This window comes from Nakamurella endophytica (assembly GCF_014646215.1).
Lineage (GTDB): Bacteria > Actinomycetota > Actinomycetes > Mycobacteriales > Nakamurellaceae > Nakamurella > Nakamurella endophytica.
In genome coordinates this window covers 550793-569594 of record NZ_BMNA01000004.1, presented here as the reverse complement: position 1 = coordinate 569594, position 18802 = coordinate 550793, and the positions used below count along the sequence as shown (strand labels likewise).

The 18802-nt window shown below is 72.8% G+C and carries 15 protein-coding genes; 12 read left to right on the top strand and 3 right to left on the bottom strand.

Features of this window, described 5'->3' with window-relative positions:
- Nucleotides 1-10: 10 nt before the first annotated feature.
- The 5 genes from IEY37_RS13085 (at nucleotide 11) to IEY37_RS13065 (ending at nucleotide 6033) form a co-directional block, all read left to right on the top strand.
- The gene (locus IEY37_RS13085; RefSeq protein ID WP_229674376.1) at nucleotides 11-994 is read left to right on the top strand and encodes a LacI family DNA-binding transcriptional regulator; all 984 of its coding nucleotides are present in this window, start codon (nucleotides 11-13) and stop codon (nucleotides 992-994) included.
- A gap of 111 nt (nucleotides 995-1105) precedes the next feature.
- Entirely contained in the window at nucleotides 1106-2278 is a 1173-nt protein-coding gene (locus IEY37_RS13080) for a cupin domain-containing protein (RefSeq protein WP_188942097.1), read from the top strand.
- A gap of 10 nt (nucleotides 2279-2288) precedes the next feature.
- Nucleotides 2289-3629 carry a histidinol dehydrogenase gene (gene hisD, locus IEY37_RS13075; protein ID WP_188942096.1) on the top strand — a complete coding sequence of 447 codons (1341 nt, stop codon included), beginning with the start codon at nucleotides 2289-2291 and terminating at the stop codon, nucleotides 3627-3629.
- An 86-nt stretch (nucleotides 3630-3715) separates the two neighbouring features.
- Nucleotides 3716-4483 carry an SDR family NAD(P)-dependent oxidoreductase gene (locus IEY37_RS13070; protein ID WP_188942418.1) on the top strand — a complete coding sequence of 256 codons (768 nt, stop codon included), beginning with the start codon at nucleotides 3716-3718 and terminating at the stop codon, nucleotides 4481-4483.
- Nucleotides 4480-6033 (top strand): aldolase/citrate lyase family protein, encoded by a 1554-nt coding sequence (locus IEY37_RS13065; RefSeq protein WP_188942094.1) that lies wholly within the window; start codon nucleotides 4480-4482, stop codon nucleotides 6031-6033. Before IEY37_RS13070 ends, IEY37_RS13065 begins: the two co-directional genes overlap by 4 nt.
- On the opposite strand, the gene IEY37_RS13060 is transcribed toward IEY37_RS13065, so the two are convergent.
- Nucleotides 6002-6943 carry a LysR family transcriptional regulator gene (locus IEY37_RS13060; protein ID WP_188942093.1) on the bottom strand — a complete coding sequence of 314 codons (942 nt, stop codon included), beginning with the start codon at nucleotides 6941-6943 and terminating at the stop codon, nucleotides 6002-6004. The genes IEY37_RS13065 and IEY37_RS13060 overlap by 32 nt on opposite strands.
- Before the next feature lie 72 nt (nucleotides 6944-7015).
- On the opposite strand from IEY37_RS13060, the gene hisD (IEY37_RS13055) reads away from it, so the two are divergent.
- From hisD (IEY37_RS13055) to IEY37_RS13025, 7 genes are all read left to right on the top strand, one after another.
- Nucleotides 7016-8338 carry a histidinol dehydrogenase gene (gene hisD, locus IEY37_RS13055; protein ID WP_188942092.1) on the top strand — a complete coding sequence of 441 codons (1323 nt, stop codon included), beginning with the start codon at nucleotides 7016-7018 and terminating at the stop codon, nucleotides 8336-8338.
- 127 nt (nucleotides 8339-8465) lie between these two features.
- A complete protein-coding gene (locus IEY37_RS13050) occupies nucleotides 8466-9221 on the top strand; it encodes an ATP-binding cassette domain-containing protein (protein WP_188942091.1) in 756 nt (251 codons plus the stop codon).
- Nucleotides 9218-10351: an ABC transporter permease gene (locus IEY37_RS13045; protein WP_188942090.1), complete on the top strand. Its 1134-nt coding sequence runs from the start codon at nucleotides 9218-9220 to the stop codon at nucleotides 10349-10351. Before IEY37_RS13050 ends, IEY37_RS13045 begins: the two co-directional genes overlap by 4 nt.
- A 108-nt stretch (nucleotides 10352-10459) precedes the next feature.
- Nucleotides 10460-11668: an ABC transporter substrate-binding protein gene (locus tag IEY37_RS13040; protein WP_188942088.1), complete on the top strand. Its 1209-nt coding sequence runs from the start codon at nucleotides 10460-10462 to the stop codon at nucleotides 11666-11668.
- 125 nt (nucleotides 11669-11793) lie between these two features.
- The gene (locus IEY37_RS13035; protein ID WP_229674374.1) at nucleotides 11794-13104 is read left to right on the top strand and encodes a nuclear transport factor 2 family protein; all 1311 of its coding nucleotides are present in this window, start codon (nucleotides 11794-11796) and stop codon (nucleotides 13102-13104) included.
- 32 nt (nucleotides 13105-13136) lie between these two features.
- Nucleotides 13137-14039 (top strand): nitrilase-related carbon-nitrogen hydrolase, encoded by a 903-nt coding sequence (locus tag IEY37_RS13030; protein WP_188942086.1) that lies wholly within the window; start codon nucleotides 13137-13139, stop codon nucleotides 14037-14039.
- Between the two features lie 67 nt (nucleotides 14040-14106).
- Complete coding sequence (locus tag IEY37_RS13025; RefSeq protein WP_188942085.1) at nucleotides 14107-15813, top strand: RecQ family ATP-dependent DNA helicase; 1707 nt, start codon at nucleotides 14107-14109, stop codon at nucleotides 15811-15813.
- Between the two features lie 152 nt (nucleotides 15814-15965).
- Here the strand turns inward: IEY37_RS13025 and IEY37_RS13020 are convergent, their stop codons facing one another.
- Both IEY37_RS13020 and IEY37_RS13015 read right to left on the bottom strand, forming a co-directional pair.
- Nucleotides 15966-16754, bottom strand: coding sequence for an SDR family NAD(P)-dependent oxidoreductase (locus IEY37_RS13020; protein WP_188942083.1), 789 nt, complete (start codon nucleotides 16752-16754; stop codon nucleotides 15966-15968).
- 74 nt (nucleotides 16755-16828) lie between these two features.
- Nucleotides 16829-18667, bottom strand: coding sequence for a glycoside hydrolase family 15 protein (locus IEY37_RS13015; protein ID WP_188942081.1), 1839 nt, complete (start codon nucleotides 18665-18667; stop codon nucleotides 16829-16831).
- Nucleotides 18668-18802: the final 135 nt, after the last annotated feature.

Below are 18802 nucleotides of genomic sequence, written 5' to 3'. Positions count from 1 at the left end.
GACCGTGGCGGTGACCAGTCACGACGTCGCCCGGCTCGCCGGGGTGTCGCAGCCGACGGTGTCGCGGGCGTTGCGACCGGACAGCCCGGTGTCCGCCCGTACCCGGGAGCGGGTGCGCAAGGCCGCCGAGACCCTCGGGTACGTCCCGAGCGAGCTGGGGCGGAGCCTGGCCACCCGGTCCACCCGGCAGATCGCCATGGTGGCCGACCTGGAGAACCCGCTGTACCCGCGGCTGGTCGGGCCGCTGCACGACGCCTTCGCCGCCGAGGGTTTCCGCATGGTGCTGCTCGCCGAGCGCGAGGAGCGGCTGGACGAGGTGACCCGGCTGTTCGACGGCTCCGTCGACGGCGCCGTGCTCACCACCTCCCAGCTGCTCAGCCCGCTGCCGGGCGAGCTGCAGCGCCGGGGCATCCCGTTCGTGCAGCTGAACCGGGTCTCCGAGCTGGTCGAGGCGGACAGCGTCACCGCCGACAACGCCGCCGGTGGGCGGGCCGTCGCCGCGCTGCTGGCCGGCGCTGGCCACCGCACGATCGGCGCCGTGCTGGGCCCGCGGGAGACCAGCAGCGCCCGGGAACGCGAGCGGGGCTTCCGGGCCGGCCTGCGGGCGGCCGGCATCACGCTGCCCGCCCGGCAGGTGGTGCGGGGATGGTTCAGCTACGCGGTCGGCTACGACGGCCTGCACCGGCTGCTGTCCGCACCGGAGCCGCCCACGGCGGTCTTCTGCATCAACGACATCGTCGCCGTCGGCGCGTTGAACGCGGCCCGGGAGCGTGGCCTCGCCGTCCCGGGCGACCTGACCGTCGTCGGGTTCGACGACCTGGACATCGCCTCGTGGCCGGTGTTCGACCTGACCACCGTCCGGATCGACTTCGCCGCGATGGCGCGGCGGGCGGCCGAACTGCTGCTGCGGCGACTGGGCAGTCCGGACGCCGCACCGGTGCACGAGCGCTTCCCGGTGGAGCCCGTGCTGCGCCGCACGCACGCGGAGCGCTGACCCGCGCACCCCGGCCGGGCACCGAGTCACCGCCGGGTCACGACCGCGCAACGGTCGCGACACGCCGACGGGCTCTGGCGCGCGGGGTTGCATACGTATACCGTCGGGCCCATGACCCAGGTCCACCCCCGCGCCACCGGCGGCGCCGCCACGCCGGTCACGTCTGCCGAACTGGACCTGCGGACCATCCGCAGCTCCGAGTACGTCAGCTGCAACACGGCTTTCATCGACTGCCGGATGCCGGGCAGCGATCTCAAGGAGAACTACTCGATCATCGGCGCCGGGGTCACCCAGAACCCCGACCAGATCGTCAACCTGCAGGAGCCGCACGGCTTCAACGTCGGCGCCGCGGCCATGCCGGCCGGCGTGACGAACAACCTGCACCTGCACTTCACCGCCGAGGTATTCCTGAACTTCCGCGGGAAGTGGCTGCTGCGCTGGGGTGCCGACGGCACCGACGGCGAGCTGCCCATGGGCCCCGGCGACATCGTCACCGTGCCCACGTGGATCTTCCGCGGCTTCACCAACGTCGGCGAGGAACACGGCTGGCTCTTCACCGCACTGGGCTTCGACGTCACCGGCGGCATCATCTGGGGACCGTCGATCGTCACCGGCGCGCGTGAGCAGGGCCTGTACCTGTCGGCCGACAACCAGCTGATCGACACCCAGGCCGGCGACGTGGTGACGCCGGAGACCGAGCTCATCGAGCCCATGCCGCAGGACGAGATCGCCAAGCTGCGCCACTGGTCGGTCGAGCAGATGCGCTCCCGGGTGGTCACCCAGGACGACCTCGACTGGTCCGCCCACCCGTTCCTGTGCACCGAGCTGCCCGGCGGCGGGGCGCAGCTGGCGCTGGTCGTCGGCTACGGCATGACCGAGGACCGCGACCAGGTGCCGCCCGTGCACTACCCGCACAACTTCAACCTGTCCTGGCTGCGGGCGGACACCGGCGAGGGCATGCTGACCCACCGGCACGACGCCACCCAGGCGGTCATCGTGTACCAGGGCCGCTGGCGCGTCACGGTGAACACCGGCGACCAGGAGGTCGCCACCGAGATCGGTCCCGAGGACACCCTGTCCGTGCCGGCCGGCGCCTGGCGCCGGTTCGAGGTGGTCTCGGACGAGCCCGGCCAGCTGGCCGTGATCAACGGCGGGGACGGCCGGGTGCACCTGGAGTGGGGGGACGAGGTGCGGTGGTACGCCAAGGAGAAGGGCTGGGCGCAGGACGCCGCCGGGTACGTGGCCCCGTGGTCCGTCGTCCGCACCTCGGTCCTGGACGACTGAGGCCGCCGCCATGACGACACCAGCGCACACCACCCTCAAGTCCGCGGTGCCCGCCGCCGGCGTGCTCTCCGCCCGGGAGGCGGTGGCCGGCACGGTCCGCGACATCATCGCCGACATCCGGCAGCGCGGCGACGCCGCCGTCCGCGAGTACTCCGACCGGTTCGACCGGTGGTCGCCGGAGCAGTTCCGGCTCGACGCCGGGCAGGTCGCCGACATCGTCGCCACGGTGCCGGAGCAGACGCTGCAGGACATCGTCACCGTGCAGGACAACGTCCGCACCTTCGCCCGCCGGCAGCGCGAGTCGCTGACCGACTTCGAGGTCGAGACCCAGCCCGGCGTGCACCTCGGGCAGCGGAACATCCCGATCGGCGCCAGCGGCGCCTACATCCCCGGCGGGCGGTACCCGCTCACCGCGTCCGCCCACATGACCATCGTGACCGCCAAGGTCGCCGGGGTGGAGCGGGTCGCCGCGTGCACCCCGCCCATCCGGGGCGTCGTCCCGGCCGCGACCATCGCCGCCATGTCGCTCGCCGGTGCGGACGAGATCTACGTGCTGGGCGGTGTCCAGGCGGTCGTGGCGCTGGCGCTGGGCACCGAGACCATCGGTCGCGTCGACCTCATCGCCGGCCCGGGCAACGCCTACGTCGCCGAGGCCAAGCGGCAGCTGTTCGGCGAGGTCGGCATCGACCTGTTCGCCGGGCCCACCGAGATCCTGGTGGTGGCCGACGACGACGCCGATCCGTTCGTGGTCGCGGTCGACCTCCTGAGCCAGGCCGAGCACGGCCCCGACTCGCCGGCCGTGCTGATCACCACCAGCGAGGCGGTGGCGCGGCAGGCCATGGCGCACATCGACGAGCTGCTCGTCGACATGCCGACCCGCGACTTCGCCGGGCCGGCCTGGCGCGACCACGGCCAGGTGCACGTCGTCGAGAACCTCGACGACGCCTACCGGCTCGCCGACACGTTCGCGTCCGAGCACGTGCAGATCCTGACCCGGGAGCCCCGGCAGGCTCTGGAGAGCATGCGCAACTACGGCGCGCTGTTCCTCGGCGAGGGCACGTGTGTCTCGTACGGCGACAAGGTGATCGGCACGAATCACGTGCTGCCCACCCGCGGTGCGGCCCGGTACACCGGCGGTCTGTGGGTCGGCAAGTACCTGAAGACTGTCACCTACCAGGAGGTGACCGACACCGCGGCCAGTGCCGCCCTCGGTGAGCTGTGCGGGCGGGCGGCCCGGGTCGAGTCCTTCGAGGGGCACGCCCGGTCCGGCGACGTGCGGGCCGCCAAGTACGGGACCGCGGAGCTGCCGTGGACCCGGCACGACGTGCGCGGCGTCGCCGCGGACGTGTGACGGCGTCGCCCGCGACGCCCGGCGGGGCCGGGCCGGCATCCGACGGTGCCGGCCCGGCGCCCGACGGTGCCGGGCGGCCCGCGGAGCTGCGCGGCCGCACCGCGCTGGTGACCGGTGCCGGGAACGGCCTGGGACGGGCGATCTCGCTCGCGCTGGCCGCCGCCGGGGTCCGGGTGCTGCTCACCGGGCGGCGCGCCGACGCGTTGCACGAGACGGCCGGCCTGGTGGCCCGGGTGACCGGCGCACCCGCCGCGCGGGTGGCGACGGTGGACGTGGCGGACGAGCGGTCGGTCGCGGCATTGGCCGCCGAGCTGGCCGACGAGACCGTGTCGGTGCTGGTGAACAACGCCGGCGTGCCCGGCCCGGTGGCACCGCTGACCGAGATCGGCGTCGACGACTGGGACGACGTCTTCGCGGTCAACGTCCGCGGGGTGTTCCTGGTGTGCCGGGCGTTCCTGCCGGCGATGGTGCGGCGCGGCTGGGGCGACGTGATCAACCTGGCCTCGGTCAGCGGCAAGCGGCCGCTGGCCGGGCGCACCCCGTACTGCGCGTCGAAGACCGCGGTCATCGGGCTGTCCACGACGCTCGCGGCCGAGGTCGGTCCGCTGGGCGTCACGGTGAACACCTTGTCGCCCGGTCCGGTGCGCGGCCCGCGGATGGAGCGCAACTTCCGCTTGGAGGCGGAGCGGACCGGCAGGACGGTCGAGGCGGCCGAGGCCGAGTTCGCCGGTCGCGCCCTGCTGCACCGGCTGGTCGAGGAGGACGAGGTGGGACGAGCCGTGGTGGCCATGCTGTCGATGCCGGGGCTGCATGCGGCCGACATCGACCTGTCGGCCGGGATGGTCGCCCGGTGACGGATCTCCACGAGTCACTCGCCGCGCGGTGGCGGGCGGGGCAGCGGCTGCGCGGCCCCCTGCTGCGCATGCCGAACGAGACCCTGATCGAGCTCAGCGGCGCCGTGGGCATGGATTTCGTCGTCGTCGACACCGAACACGGCCCGGGCGACCAGATCCCGCTCGGCCACCACCTGATGGCGGCCGACGGCGCCGGTGTCCCGGCGCTGGTCCGGGTGGGCGCGCTCGGCGAGGTGCTCCGCGTCCTCGACCAGGGGGCGGCCGGCATCGTCGTGCCCCACGTGTCCGACGCCGACCAGGCCCGGGCGGCGGTCCGCGCGGCGCACTACCCGCCGCGCGGTGATCGAGGCTTCGCCACCTACACCCGCCGCGGCCGGCACGGCCTGGCCGGCGCCGCCGAGCACCTGACCGGGTCGGCCGACACCCTGGTCGTGGCCATGATCGAGGACGCCGCCGGGGTGGCCGCCGCGGCGGAGATCGCCGCCGTGGACGGCATCGACGGGTTGTTCGTGGGGCCGGCCGACCTGTCCGTCGCCCTCGGGTTGCCGGGCGCCGTCACGCACCCCGAGGTGACCTCGGCCATCGCCGCCGTGCACCAGGCCGCCCGGGCGGCGGGCAAGGCCGTCGTGGCGATCACCGGCACCGCCGACGGCGCCCGGGCGCTGTACGACGGCGGAGCGGACGTGGTCATCTTCAACGCGCTCGCGGCGCTGGGAACGTTGTGGACCGATCTGGCCGCGGCCGGAGCGGCGGCCGACCCCGGCAGCGACACCGGTAACGACACCCGTGCATCCGGTCCGGCGGCCGATCCGCGGGTGCCGCTGACCGACCCGGTGGTGCTGCTGCCCGGCATGCTCGGCGGGCCGGGAACCTGGGACGCCGTCGCGCCGCTGCTCGGCGTGCCGTGCATCCAGGGACGCATCGACCTCGACGACTCGGTTGCCGGTATGGCGGAGAGCGTGCTGGCCGCTGCGCCGCCGCGCTTCTCGCTCGCCGGCCACTCGCTCGGCGGCGTCGTCGCCCTCGAGGTGGCCCGGCGCGCCCCGGACCGGGTGCGGGCCCTGGTCCTGGTGAACGCCAGCGGTCGGGCGGCGACGGACGACCAGCGCGCCGCCTGGCGCGGTCTGCTCGACCGGCTGGACGGCGGCGACTTCGACGGCGTGGTCGACGATCTCGTGCGGGACAACCTGGGTCCCGCGGCCGGGGACCCGGACCTGGTGCGCCGGTGCGTCGAGGGCGCCCGCCGCGTCGGCCCGGCGGGACTGCGCCGCCAGCTGGCCGCCCAGGCGACGCGACCGGACAGCCTGCCGCTGCTGCCGGGCATGGCGCTGCCGGTGCTCGTCGTCGGCGGGGCGGACGACGACGTCTGCCCGCCCGACCGCCAGCGGGAACTGGCCGACGGCATCCCCGGCGCCCGGCTCGTCGTGCTGCCCGGCGCCGGTCACCACCTCCCCGGGCAGGCGCCCGACGAGCTGGCCGCTGCGATCCGCGACCTGCTGGGCGTCGGAGCCCCGCCGGTCAGCCGCGCCGCGCCGACCGGCGGCCGCTGACCCCGCCGGTCGAGCGCCGCCGCGCCAGCAGCATCCGCCGGGCCAGCTGCGCGAACTCGCTGGTCGCCGGGGACAGCACGGCGTTCTCGCGCTGCACCAGGGCGATCGTGTCGTACAGCGGGTCCGCGAAGCGGACGGACGTCAGCTCTGCGGGGAACCGGTTGCTGGCGATCACCGCGCCGCTGACGACGGTGTCGCCGACGCCGCGGGACACCAGGTGCAGTGCGGACTCGACGTGCTCGACCTCGATCCACGGAGCCAGCTTGAGCCCGGCCAACTGCGCGCGCTCCAACAGCTGTCGTCGCGTCGGGTCTCGCCAGCCGTAGTGCGCGTCGTAGAGCACGAGCCGGGCCCGGCTGAAGTCCTCCAGGCTCACCGGACGCCGGGTGCGGGCGGGATCCGCGCTGACGTACCGCACCTCGTCCCGCAGCAGCGGGGTGACCGTCAGCCCGTCGTCGTCGATGGGCAGCACGACGAGGCCGGCCTCCAGCTCGCCCTCGGCGACCGCCGCGGCCGTCTCCACCGAGTTCAGACCCACCATCCGCACGCGGAGGTCGGGATGCCGGTCGAGGAACTGCTCGACCAGGTCGGACAGCAGGTAGAAGTCGGCGTTGCGCAGCATGCCGAAGGTCGCCACCCCGGTGCCCAGCGTCGCCAACGCCTGCACGGCCTGCCGCCCGCCGTCGGCCGCGGCGGTGGCCTGCTCGGCGTAGGGGAGCAGTGCCGTGCCGGCCGCGGTCAGCACCACCCGGCGGGGCCCGCGGGTGAACAGCGGCATGCCGAGTTCCTCCTCGAGCCGGCGGATCGACTCGGACACCGAGGCCTGCGAGATCGCGAGGTCGCCCGCGGCGGCGGTGAACGACCCGGTCCGCGCGGTGGCGAGGAACGCCGCCAGTTGGTTCAGGGTCATAGGGCGAGCCTATGAGAACCACAGGCCCGGCGGTACTTGTCCTTTGCGGTGCCAGGCCCTAGCTTCATACGTATGCAGCTGAGCCCCACGGTGCTGACCGAACTCGCCGGCCGGTACAAGTTCCTCAAGACGCCGGCCGCCTCCGGCCCGCCCGCGCAGCGCGAGCCGGCCGTGATCGCCGCGGTGTCCGAGATGCTGTCCACCATCGAACGCGGCGGCATGGACGCCGTCCTGGAGTACGCGCGCACGCTCGACCACCCGACCGGCGGCGTCGTGGAGCTGGACCGCGCGACGATCGACGCCGCCGGCGACCGCCTGTCGCCGGAGCTGCGGGCGGCCCTCGAGGTGGGTGCCGAGCGCACCAGGGCGTTCGCGCGGGAGCAGCGGGCGCACCTGTCCGACTTCGAGACCGAACTGATCCCGGGCCTGGTCACCGGGTGCCGGTACCTGCCGGTGGAACGCGTCGGCGCCTACCTGCCGGCCGGCCGGTTCCCCTTGCTGGCCAGCGCCTTCATGACGGTCAACGTCGCCAAGGTGGCGGGGGTGGAGACGGTCCTTGCCTGCACGCCGCCGCAGCGCGACGGGCAGGCGGATCCGGCAGTGCTGTACGCGGCCGCCATCTCCGGCGCCGACCGCGTCTACCTGCTCGGCGGCGTGCAGGCACTGGCCGCCATGGCCTTCGGCCTGCTGGGCGAGCAGCCCGTCGACATGCTGGTCGGCGCCGGCAACGCCTACGTCGCCGAGGCCAAGCGGCAGCTGTTCGGCCGGGTCAGCATCGACCTGCTGGCCGGCCCGTCCGAGGTGGCGGTCATCGCCGACGACAGTGCCGACGTCCGGCTCGTCGCGGCCGACCTGCTCGGCCAGGCCGAGCACGGGCCGACCTCGCCGGCGGGCCTGGTGACCACCTCGGAGACCTTCGGCCTGGCGGTGATCGAGGAGGTCGACCGGCAGCTGGCCGGACTGTCGACCGCGGAGATCGCCGGCCCGGCGTGGCACGACTACGGCAGCGTCACCTGGGCGCAGGATCTCGACACCGCCGTGGCGCTGATGGACGACTTCGCACCCGAGCACCTGGAGATCCAGACCCGGGACGACGACGAGTACTTCCGCCGGCTGCGGAACTACGGCTCGCTCTTCATCGGGCAGTGGAGCACGGTGGCCTACTCGGACAAGGGCATGGCCGGCACCAACCACGTGCTGCCGACGGCCGGCGGTGCCCGGCACAGCGCCGGGCTGTCGGTGTCGCGGTTCCTGAAGCCGCTGACCTACCAGAAGGTCTCCCGCCAGGCCACGCCCGCCCTGGCGGACCCGGTCGACGTCATCTCGTCCTACGAGACCATGGCGGCCCACCGGGCCACCGCGACCCTGCGCCAGGAGCTGTACCCGGAGCAGTGAGCGGCTCCGGATCCCCTTGTCCCCGGCACACACGAGAGGCGGCGTCACCGATGGAACACGGTGCAGTGGACCCGGCCTGGGCGTCGCCACGCGGCCGCAGCGGCCCGATCGCCAAGGAGGCCCGGCGGTGACCGCCCTGCTCGAGGCCCACGGGATCTACAAGAACTACGGCCACGTCGAGGTGCTGCGCGGCGTGGACTTCGACGTCCGCGCCGGTGAGGTGGTGTCGCTGATCGGCGACAACGGCGCCGGCAAGTCGACGCTGGTGAAGATCCTGTCCGGCGTCATGCCGCCCGACCGCGGCGAGCTGCGCCTGCGCGGCGAACCGGTGCAGTTCGAGTCCCCGCTGCACGCGCGGGAACTCGGCATCGAGACGGTCTACCAGGACCTCGCCCTCGCCCCCGACCTGGGCCCGGCCGAGAACGCCTATGTCGGCCGCGAGATCCTCAAGCCCGGACTGCTCGGCTGGCTCGGGGTCATCGACAAGAAGACCATGCGGGAGAAGGCCCGCGAGGCCTTCGTGTCCATGGGCACCGACGTCAAGGACATGGACGCGCCGGTGGCCGCGCTGTCCGGTGGCCAGCGGCAGAGCGTGGCGATCTGCCGCTCCGTCATGTGGGCCAAGGGCCTGGTGTTCATGGACGAGCCGACCGCGGCGCTGGGCGTCCGGCAGACCCGCAAGGTGCTCGACATGATCCGCCGGGTCGCCGACCAGGGCGTCGCGGTGGTGCTGATCAGTCACAACATGCCGGACGTGCTGCAGGTCTCGGACCGGATCCAGGTGCTCCGGCTGGGGCGGCGCGTCGTGGAGTACGGACGCGGGGAGGCCGACGTGGAGAGATTGGTCGGAGCCATGACCGGCGCGCTGGACACCGTCCGATGACGGTCAGCCCGGACGCCCGGGGCGTCGACGTGAACGCGCCGGTGCCGCCCGACGACGAGTCCACCACGACGACCGGCCTGCCGTCGCTGTCGACGCAGGCGAACACCCTGACCACCGGTCCGGTGGAGCCGGAGTCCCCGGAACTGCGGGCCGCGCAACGCGCGCGGCTGCGGCGCCGGCTGTTCGGCAGCACGCCGCTGCTGATGGCCGGGGTGCTGATCCTGATCTTCCTGGTCTTCACGGTGGCGCATCCGGGCACGTTCCCGGCGTTCGGCAACGTCCGGAACATGATCGACGACACCTCGCTGTACCTGATCATGGGCGTCGGCTTCACCTTCGTGATGATCGCCGCCGGCTTCGACCTGTCGCAGGGTTCGGTCCTGGTCTTCGGCCAGGTGATCGCCGCCAAGGTGATGGTCGCGGTGGGTGGTCAGGGCGGCTGGACCGTCGCGGTCGGGTTCGTGGCGGCCATCCTGGGCGGGGCCGTCTGGGGCGTGTTCAACGGCCTGGTGATCACCCGGCTGCGGGTGCCGCCGCTGATCACCACGCTGGGATCGCTCGGTGCCGCGCTCGGTGTGGCCAACCTGCTCACGCAGGGCCAGGACAACACCCCCACGCCCGCCGCCCTCACCACGCTCTCCGCCCAACTGCCGTGGGGCATGTCGTGGCGGGTGTGGGTGGCGCTGCTGGTGGCCGTGGTGGCGGGTCTGTACCTGCACCTGACCCGGTTCGGGCGGCGGACGTTCGTGATCGGCTCCAACGAGGAGGCCGCCCGCCGCTCGGGCATCAACGTCAAGCGGCACGTCGTCAAGCTGTACGTCATCTCGGCCGCGCTGGCCGGACTGGCCGGCATGATGGCGCTGATCAACAACACCACGACCACGGTCGGCGGGCACAGCACCGACAGCCTCACCGTGGTCACGGGTGTCGCCCTCGGCGGGGTCAGCCTGTTCGGCGGCAGCGGCCTGATGGTCGGCACGGTGATCGGCATGTTCGTGCCCACGGTGCTGTCCAACGGCCTGATCAGCATCCACGTGCAGCCGTTCTGGCAGCAGGTGGCCACCGGCTTCATCCTCGTGCTCGCCGTCTACCTCGACCAGTTCAAGCGCCGCCGGCGCGACCGGGTGTGAGTCGGCTGGGCCGGCCGGGCCGACCAGCATTCCCCCTCCGCACCACCGCACGACCCCGGACCGGCCACCCGGCCGATCCGGCCCCACCGCCAAGGAGAGAACGACGAAGTGAAGACCAACATCCGGGTCGTCGTCGCCGCGGGTGCCGCGGTCGCGGCACTCACCCTTGCCGCCTGCGGCAGCTCGTCCGATTCCGGTAGCTCGTCGAGCTCGAGCTCCTCGTCCAGCTCGTCCTCGTCGGCGGCGGACACCGCGTCGTCGTCGGCCATGACCGGCTCCAGCTCGGCGATGACGGAGTCCAGCTCGGCCATGTCATCGGGCAGCTCGGCCATGTCGTCGGGCAGCAGCGATTCGTCCGGCGCGTCGAGCGGATCTTCGGGTGCCTCGTCCGCGCAGAGCTCCTCCGGGCTGCCGTCGCTGGCCGACGGTGCCGGGAACGGCAAGAAGATCGTCTACATCCCCGGCCTGACCGGCGTGGCGTTCTACTCGTCGGTGTCCTGCGGCGCCGACGCCGAGGCCAAGCGCCTCGGGGCGAGCTTCGAGACCCAGGGCGACCCGACGTTCGCCGTGGACAAGCAGACCGCCGTGCTGAACGCCGTCGTGGCCACCAAGCCGGACGCCATCATGATCTCGATCACCGACCCCAAGGCCATGATCGCGCCGCTGCTCAAGGCCAAGAACGCCGGCATCAAGATCATCGGTATCGACGGCGACCTGGACGACAAGAGCGTCATGAGCACCAACATCCAGTCCGACAACCTCAAGGGCGGGGCGCTCGCGGCCGACCGGCTGGGCGAGGTGATCGGTGGCAAGGGCACTGTGATCACCGTGGACAACCAGGCCGGCTCGCACATCTCGGACGACCGGTTCAACGGGTTCAAGGACGAGATGACCAAGAAGTACCCGAACGTCAAGGTGCTCGACCGGCAGTTCTCCGGCAACTCGGCCGACAAGGCGGCGTCGATCGTCAAGGCGTCGATCGCCAACGACAGCACCGTCACCGGTGTCTACACGCTGGAGACCCTGAACACCCAGGGTGCCGCCACCGGCGTGCAGCAGTCCGGCAAGTCCGGTCAGGTGCACATCGTCGGGTACGACACCTCCGACCCGATCATCGCGGCCATCAAGGCCAAGCAGGTCGACGGCACCGTGGCGCAGTTCCCGCTCGGTGAGGGCACTCTCGGCGTGGACTCGGCGATCACCCTGCTCAACGGCGGCTCCGTGCCGCGCGACCAGGAGACGCCGTTCCTGATGGTCACCCCGGACAACGTCGACTCCGCCGAGGCGCAGAAGTACATCTACAAGGTCGACTGCTGACCCTGCACCACCCGTCGCGGCGGGGCCGGCTGCCCGTGCAGCCGGCCCCGCCGCCGCACGTCCCACCCGCCGCACGTCCCACCAGCAGTACGCCCCACCCGCATGCCACCGAGTACGAGGACACCATGGCCGAGCAGCGCTCCACCTCTTCGTCGAACACCAGCAGCAGCGGCAGCAAGGACGCCACCGGGAGCGACGGCGCGGACGCCGGCGCCGTGGCCATGCGCGACGGCTCCGGCCGGGTCGGCAGCCTGGAGGAGGGTCAGCCGGTGCTGCAGGCCGCCCGCGGCACCGTCCCGCTGTCGGCCAGGGCCGAGCCGGGCGGCACGCACGCCCGCTTCATGCCGCCGGACTTCTCGATCTCGATGCGCAGCGGCTACGGCACCAACCACCCCGTCGAGGACCGCGGCCCGCGCCGGCAGCCCATGCGCGGCTTCGACGACACCTACGTCGACATCGTCGACTACATCCTCCGCGACACCTCGCGGATCTGGGACGACCAGGACGTCGGCTACATCTACGACACGTACGCGCCGGGCTGCCGGGTCTACGACGACAACGGCATGAAGTACGGCGTGGAGCGCGTGGTCTACGAGACCATGCAGTCCATCAACGCCTTTCCCGACACCCGGCACTACGCCGACGACGTCATCTGGGCCGGCGACGAGGACCAGGGCTTCGCCACCTCGCACCGGGCGATCAACGTGGGCCACCAGACCGGTCCGTGGCGGTGGGGTCCGCCGTCCGGCCGCAAGGTGAACCTGTGGGTGATCGCCAACTGCGTCACCCGGGACAACGCCATCTTCGAGGAGTGGGTGCTCTACAACACCGGCGCCCGGCTTGCCCAGTGCGGCATCAACATCGTCGAGGCCGCCCGCATCGCCGGCAACGAGAAGGTGCCCGGCTCGCTGCCCGAGGTGCAGGCCACCGAGGTCGAACGGCTGATCGGCGGCCGCGTGCCGCAGCCGTACCCGGCGAACGCCCGACGCACCGACGGTCTCGACGTCGACTACGTCGTCCGGGCGCTGTTCCACAACGTCTACAACCGCCGGAACCTGTCCGCCGTCGACGACGTCTACGCGCAGAACGTGCGCTGGAACGGGCCCACCAACCGCACCGGCTACGGCCGCGGTGAGGTACGGGCCATGGCGCGGAACCTGCTGTCGACCTTCCCGGACCTCGGCCTGCACGTGGACGAGGTGTACTGGATGGGCAACGACACCGACGGCTACGCGGTGTCGGTCCGGTGGACGGCCACCGGCACCCACCGCGGCTACGGCCTGTACGGCGCCCCGACCGGCCGTCGGGTGCTGCTGTGGGGGATCAACCAGCTGTACTTCGCAGGCGGGCGGATCGTCGAGGACTGGATGCTGTTCAACGAGTTCGACGTCCTGTCGCAGATCCTGCGCGACGACGCGCCGAACCTGCTGGGCTGAGCCGAGGCGCGGCCAGGGGAGAGGGGACAGCGGTGACCCGGATCGCATGCTGCCAGCTCACCGTGCAGCCGGCCGATCCCGCCGGCAACGGCGCCCGGGCCACGGCCGCCGCGTCGGCGGCCGTGGCGGCCGGGGCGCAGCTGGTGGTGCTGCCGGAGACGGCCACCTCGGGGCTGCCGTTCGCCGACCGCGCCGAGGCGCTGGCCAGCGCGCTCCGGCCGGACGACCCGCTGCTGGACCGGTGGGCCGAGGTCGTCCGGGGTCGGGACGCCGTGCTGGTGGTCGGGTTCGCGGAACTCGGCGGCAGCGACGCGGATCCGGCGGGGGACCGGCCGATCTTCAACTCGGCGGCGCTCTTCGACGGCAGCGGCCTGCGTGGGATCTACCGCAAGACGCACCTGTGGGATCAGGAGAAGCTGTTCTTCGCCCCGGGTTCGCAGCCGCCGCCGGTGTTCGACACGGCGCTCGGCCGCATCGGTGTCGCGATCTGCTACGACATCGAGTTCCCGGAGCTGACCCGGTCGATGGCGCTCGCGGGCGCCGACGTGCTGGCCGTCCCCACCGCCTGGCCGGTGGTGCCGCATCCGGCGGACGAGCCGACACCGGAGGTGGTGATCGCCAAGGCGGCGGCCCGGGTGAACCGGATGGCGATCGCGACCTGCGACCGCACCGGCAGCACCCGCGGCCAGGACTGGACGGGCGGCACCGTGGTCATCGGCCCGGACGGGTGGGTGGCCGCCCTGCCGGGCGAGGACGACGTCGCCGTGGCGGAGGTCGATCTCACCTTGGCGCGGGACAAGACCCTCACGCCGCTGGCCCACCTGTTCGACGACCGGCGACCCGAGCTGTACGCCGAGGTCGCGGCGCTGACCCGGCGGGAGGCGTCCGGTCCGGACGAGCCTGCCGGTCCGGGCGTCGTACAGCCCTCGGTTTGACCTTCGGCCCGCCGGGGACCGGTGGGGGGCGCGGCCACCCGGTCGCGGGTCGAGAGAGGTCATGTCGATGGCGAAGTCGCGGGACGTCCCGGACACGGCGGACGCTCCGGACGCTGCGGACATCGCGCGGCTGGCGCGGGAGTCCTTCGGATGGGCGGAGCTGCGTCCCGGCCAGGCCGAGGCCGTCGGCGACCTGCTCGCCGGCGAGGACCTCCTGGTCGTCATGCCGACGGGCTGGGGGAAGTCGGCGGTCTACCGGCTGGCCGCCCAGTACCTGGGTGGGCTGACCGTGGTGGTGTCGCCGCTGATCTCGCTGCAGCGCGACCAGGCCGAGGCGCTCGAGGACTCGCGGGCCGGTGACCGGCCGGTGGTGGTGCGCACGCTGAACAGCGAGCTGTCGGCCGGCGCCCGCGAGGACCTGCTCGGCGAGATCTCCGACGGGGCCGTCGACTTCCTGTTCCTGGCGCCGGAGCAGCTGGCTAACGAAGAGGTCGTCGACACCGTGCGGGCCGCGGAGCCGCGGCTGTTCGTCGTCGACGAGGCGCACTGCGTGGTCTCCTGGGGACACGACTTCCGGCCCGACTACGCACGTCTCGGCGACGTCGTGGACCGGCTGGGCCACCCCAGGATCGCCGCGCTGACGGCCACCGCGTCGCCGCCCATCCGCGAGCAGATCGTGACCGCGCTGCACCTGCGCGAGCCCTCCGTCCGCAGCGCGGGTTTCGACCGACCCAACCTCCACCTGGCCGTCCGGACGTTCACCGAGGCCGACGACCAGATCGAGGACGTCGTCGCGGCCGCGGCCGGGCTGGACGGCTCGGGCATCGTGTACACGGCCACCCGCCGGCAGGCCGAGGAGCTGGCCGAGGCCGTCGCGGCCCGCGGGCGGCGGGTGGCCGCCTACCACGCCGGCCTGCCCAAGCGCGAGCGCGGCGACGTCCAGGACCGTTTCATCGACGGTGGTCTCGACGTGGTGACGGCCACCACGGCGTTCGGCATGGGGATCGACAAGCCGGACGTGCGGTGGGTGCTGCACGCGGCCGTGGCGGACTCGCTGGACTCCTACTACCAGGAGATCGGCCGGGCCGGCCGGGACGGCGACCCGAGCAGCATCGTGCTGTTCTACCGCGAGGCCGACCTCGGGATCCGGCGGTTCTTCGGGTCCGGGTCCGTCGACGAGGACGCCGTCTCCCAGGTGTTGCGCCAGGTCCGGCGGGCCGACGAGCCCACCACCCCGGCCGAGATCGCCGAGGCGACGGACCTGCCGGCCCGACGGGTGACCAGGGTGGTCACCGCCCTGGCCGAGGTGGGCGCCGTCGACACCGACGAGCACGGCCGGATCGAACCGGAGGGTGACGAGCCGGTGCGGGTGGTGCGCGAGGAGGTCGCCGAGCTGGACGAGCAGCGCCGGCTGTTCGACACGACGCGGCTGGAGATGATGCGGCACTACGCCGAGACCCGCGGGTGCCGTCGCCAGCAGCTGCTGTCCTACTTCGGGCAGGCCGCGCCGGACCTGTGCGGCAACTGCGACAACTGCGAGTCCGGGGTGGCCCGGGAACAACTGGAGCGGCGGGTCGACTCGCCGTTCGAGGTGGGGGAGCGGGTGCGGCACGAGCGCTTCGGGGTGGGCACCGTGCTGCGCTTCGAGGGACCGGCCGTGGTGGTGCTGTTCGACGACGAGGGCTACCGGAGCCTGTCGATCGAGCAGGTCGTCGAGCGGGGCCTGCTGGTCGCCGCGGACGAGGCCGCCGCGGACACCTCGCACGTCGGGTAGGGGCACGGACGGCGCCGGCGCCCCGCGCCGCGACCGTGCCCGAGGAATGCCGCGGAGCGCGGTGTGGGCGCGGGGGCGCCGGGCGGCGCTCGAGCGGGAGCGGGCTCCGGGGCACGGGTCCCGGCGGCGCGTGCCGCCGGGACCGGCAGGGATCAGTTCTGCGGCTTGGTCATCCCGGCATGCATGGCCGCCTTGGCCTTGTCCGGCAGCATCCCGGAGCCGGCCGCCTGCACCTTGTTCCGGATGGAACCGGCGACGACGTGGTCCTGGCCCTTCATGAGGGCCTTGAAGCCGTCCTCGGCCACGTCGGCCGGGTCGTCCTTGTGCATGGAGTCGACCGGGGTGTCCTGCATCCCGCCGCGCTCGAAGAAGTCGGTGTCCGTGGGCCCCGGCATCAGCGCGGTGACCGTGACGCCGGTGTCCTCGAGCTCGTGGCGCAGCGCCTCGGCGAACGACTGCACGAACGACTTGGACGCCGCGTAGGTGGCGTAGTACGGGCCCGGCATGGTCGCCGCGATCGACGACGTGAACAGCAGCCGGCCTTCGCCGCGCTGCACCATGGCCGGCACCAGCCGCTTGGCCAGGTGCACCGTCGAGGCGACGTTCAGTGCGATGAGCCGCATCTCGTCGGCCAGCGGGATCTCGACGAACCGGCCGCCGTTGCCCACGCCGGCGTTGAGTGCGGCCGCGTCGACCGGCCGGCCGAGCGCCTCGACCTCGCTCACCAGCTGCTCCACGCCCTCGAACGTGGCCAGGTCCGCCTGCACCGTCACCGTCGCCGCCCCGGCCTCTCCGGTGACCGCCGCGGCCGCGTCGGTCAAGGCGTCCGTCTCGGCGCACATCACCACGTCGAAGCCGTTGCGGGCGAACTGCCGGGCGAGCTCGAACCCGATGCCGCTCGAGGCGCCGGTGACGACGGCCAACTGTCGCTGGGATTCCATGGAAGCCTCCTGAAGTCCGTGTATTCGGACCGGTGCCCCCGCGGCCATCCGGACAAACCCGCCCGGGCGGCCGGTCAGGCCGAGGACGAGGCCGTGTCCGCGGACCGCTTGCCCTCCGCGGTGGTCTGCTCCCGGGCGTGCGAGGGGCCGCCGTCGCGGGACAGGTTGCGAGCCGTGTTGATCAACGGCACGTGGCTGAACGCCTGCGGGAAGTTGCCGACCAACCGGTGCGCCTGCTGGTCGTACTCCTCGGACAGCAGGCCGAGGTCGTTGCGCAGCGCCAGCAGTCGCTCGAACACCTCGACCGCCTCGTCGCGGCGACCCATCAAGGAGTAGTTGTCGGCGAGCCAGAAGGTGCAGGCCAGAAAGGCGCCCTCGCCCGCCGGCAGGCCGTCGGTGGTGCTGCGCGAGTCCTGCGTGTAGCGCTGGACGAAACCGTCGACCAGCAGCTCCCGCTCGATGGCCGCCACCGTGCCGACGACGCGCTCGTCGTCCGCGGGCAGGAACCCGACCAGCGGCACCATCAGCAGCGCCGCGTCGAGCTCCCGCGACCCGTAGTACTGGGTGAACGTCCGCCGCTCGGGGTCGTAGCCGTGCTCCAGGATGTCGGCGCGGATGTCGTCGCGCAGCGTGCGCCACTCGTCGACCGGGCCCTGCAGGCCGAACTTCTCGACGCTGCGGACGGCGCGGTCGGCCGCCACCCAGGCCATCAGCTTGGAGTGCGTGAAGTGCTTGCGCCCGCCACGCACCTCCCAGAGACCCTCGTCCGGCTCCCGCCAGCGCTCGGTCACCTCGTGCATCAGGGCCCGCTGCAACGCCCAGGTGCTGACGCCGGACCCGACGCCGGTGGTGCGCGCCTGGTAGAGCGCGTCCATCACTTCGCCGTAGACGTCGAGCTGGAACTGGTCGACGGCCTCGTTGCCGATCCGCACCGGATTGCCGTCGTAGCCGGGCAGCCAGTCGGCGATGTACTCGGTCAACCGCCGCTCGCCCGCGACGCCGTACATGATCTGCACCTCGGCCGGGTCCCCGGCGATGGCCCGCAGCAGCCAGCGCCGCCAGTCCCGCGCCTCCTCCTCGAAGCCGGCGTACATCAGCGCCTGCAGGGTCATCGTCGCGTCCCGCAGCCAGCAGAACCGGTAGTCCCAATTTCGAACGCCACCCAGCTGCTCGGGCAGCGACGTCGTCGGCGCCGCCACGATGCCGCCGGTGGGGGCGTAGGTCAGGGCCTTGAGCGTGATCAGCGACCGGATCACCGCCTCCGGCCAGTCACCGTCGTAGGTGCAGGAGGCGAGCCAGGTCCGCCAGTAGTCGCGCGTCTGCGCCAACGCGTGGTCGGCCCGCACCGGCTTCGGCGCCGACAGGTGCGACTCCCGCCAGGTCAGCACGAACGGCACCCGGTCCCCGGGTTCGACGGTGAACTCGGCCAGCGTGGCCATGTCGCGGCCGAAGGTTTCCACCGGTGACCGCAGCCAGCACGAGTCCGGCCCGGCGACGGCGACGAGGGCGCCGTCCTGCCGGCGCACCCAGGGCACGATCCGGCCGTAGTCGAAGCGGAGCTTGAGGTCCATCCGCATGCGGACCCGGCCGGAGACGCCCTCGACGATGCGGACGACGTCGGGCGCCTGGCCGCGCGGGGGCATGAAGTCGACGAGACGGACGGTGCCCTCGTCGGTGTCGAACTCGGTGACCAGAATGAGCGTGCCGTCCTCGTACCCGCGGCGAGTGGCCCGCACCTCGGCCTCCGGGGCGATCAGCCACCGGCCGTGGTCCTCGGTACCCAGCAGCGCCGCGAACACCGCTCCGCTGTCGAACCGCGGGAAGCACAGCCAGTCGATCGACCCGTTCCGCCCGACCAGCGCGGCGGTCTGGGTGTCTCCGAGCAGGGCGTAGTCCTCGATCAGCAACGCCATCGTCTGCACCTCTCTGCCGCCGGGCGGGGGTCGAGCATCGCAAACCGCAGGGGCAGCTGCCACCACCGCGGGGTGTGTCCGGACAGCACGACGCCGCGGCCCCGTGGGACCGCGGCGTCGTGGGTGGTACCGGGA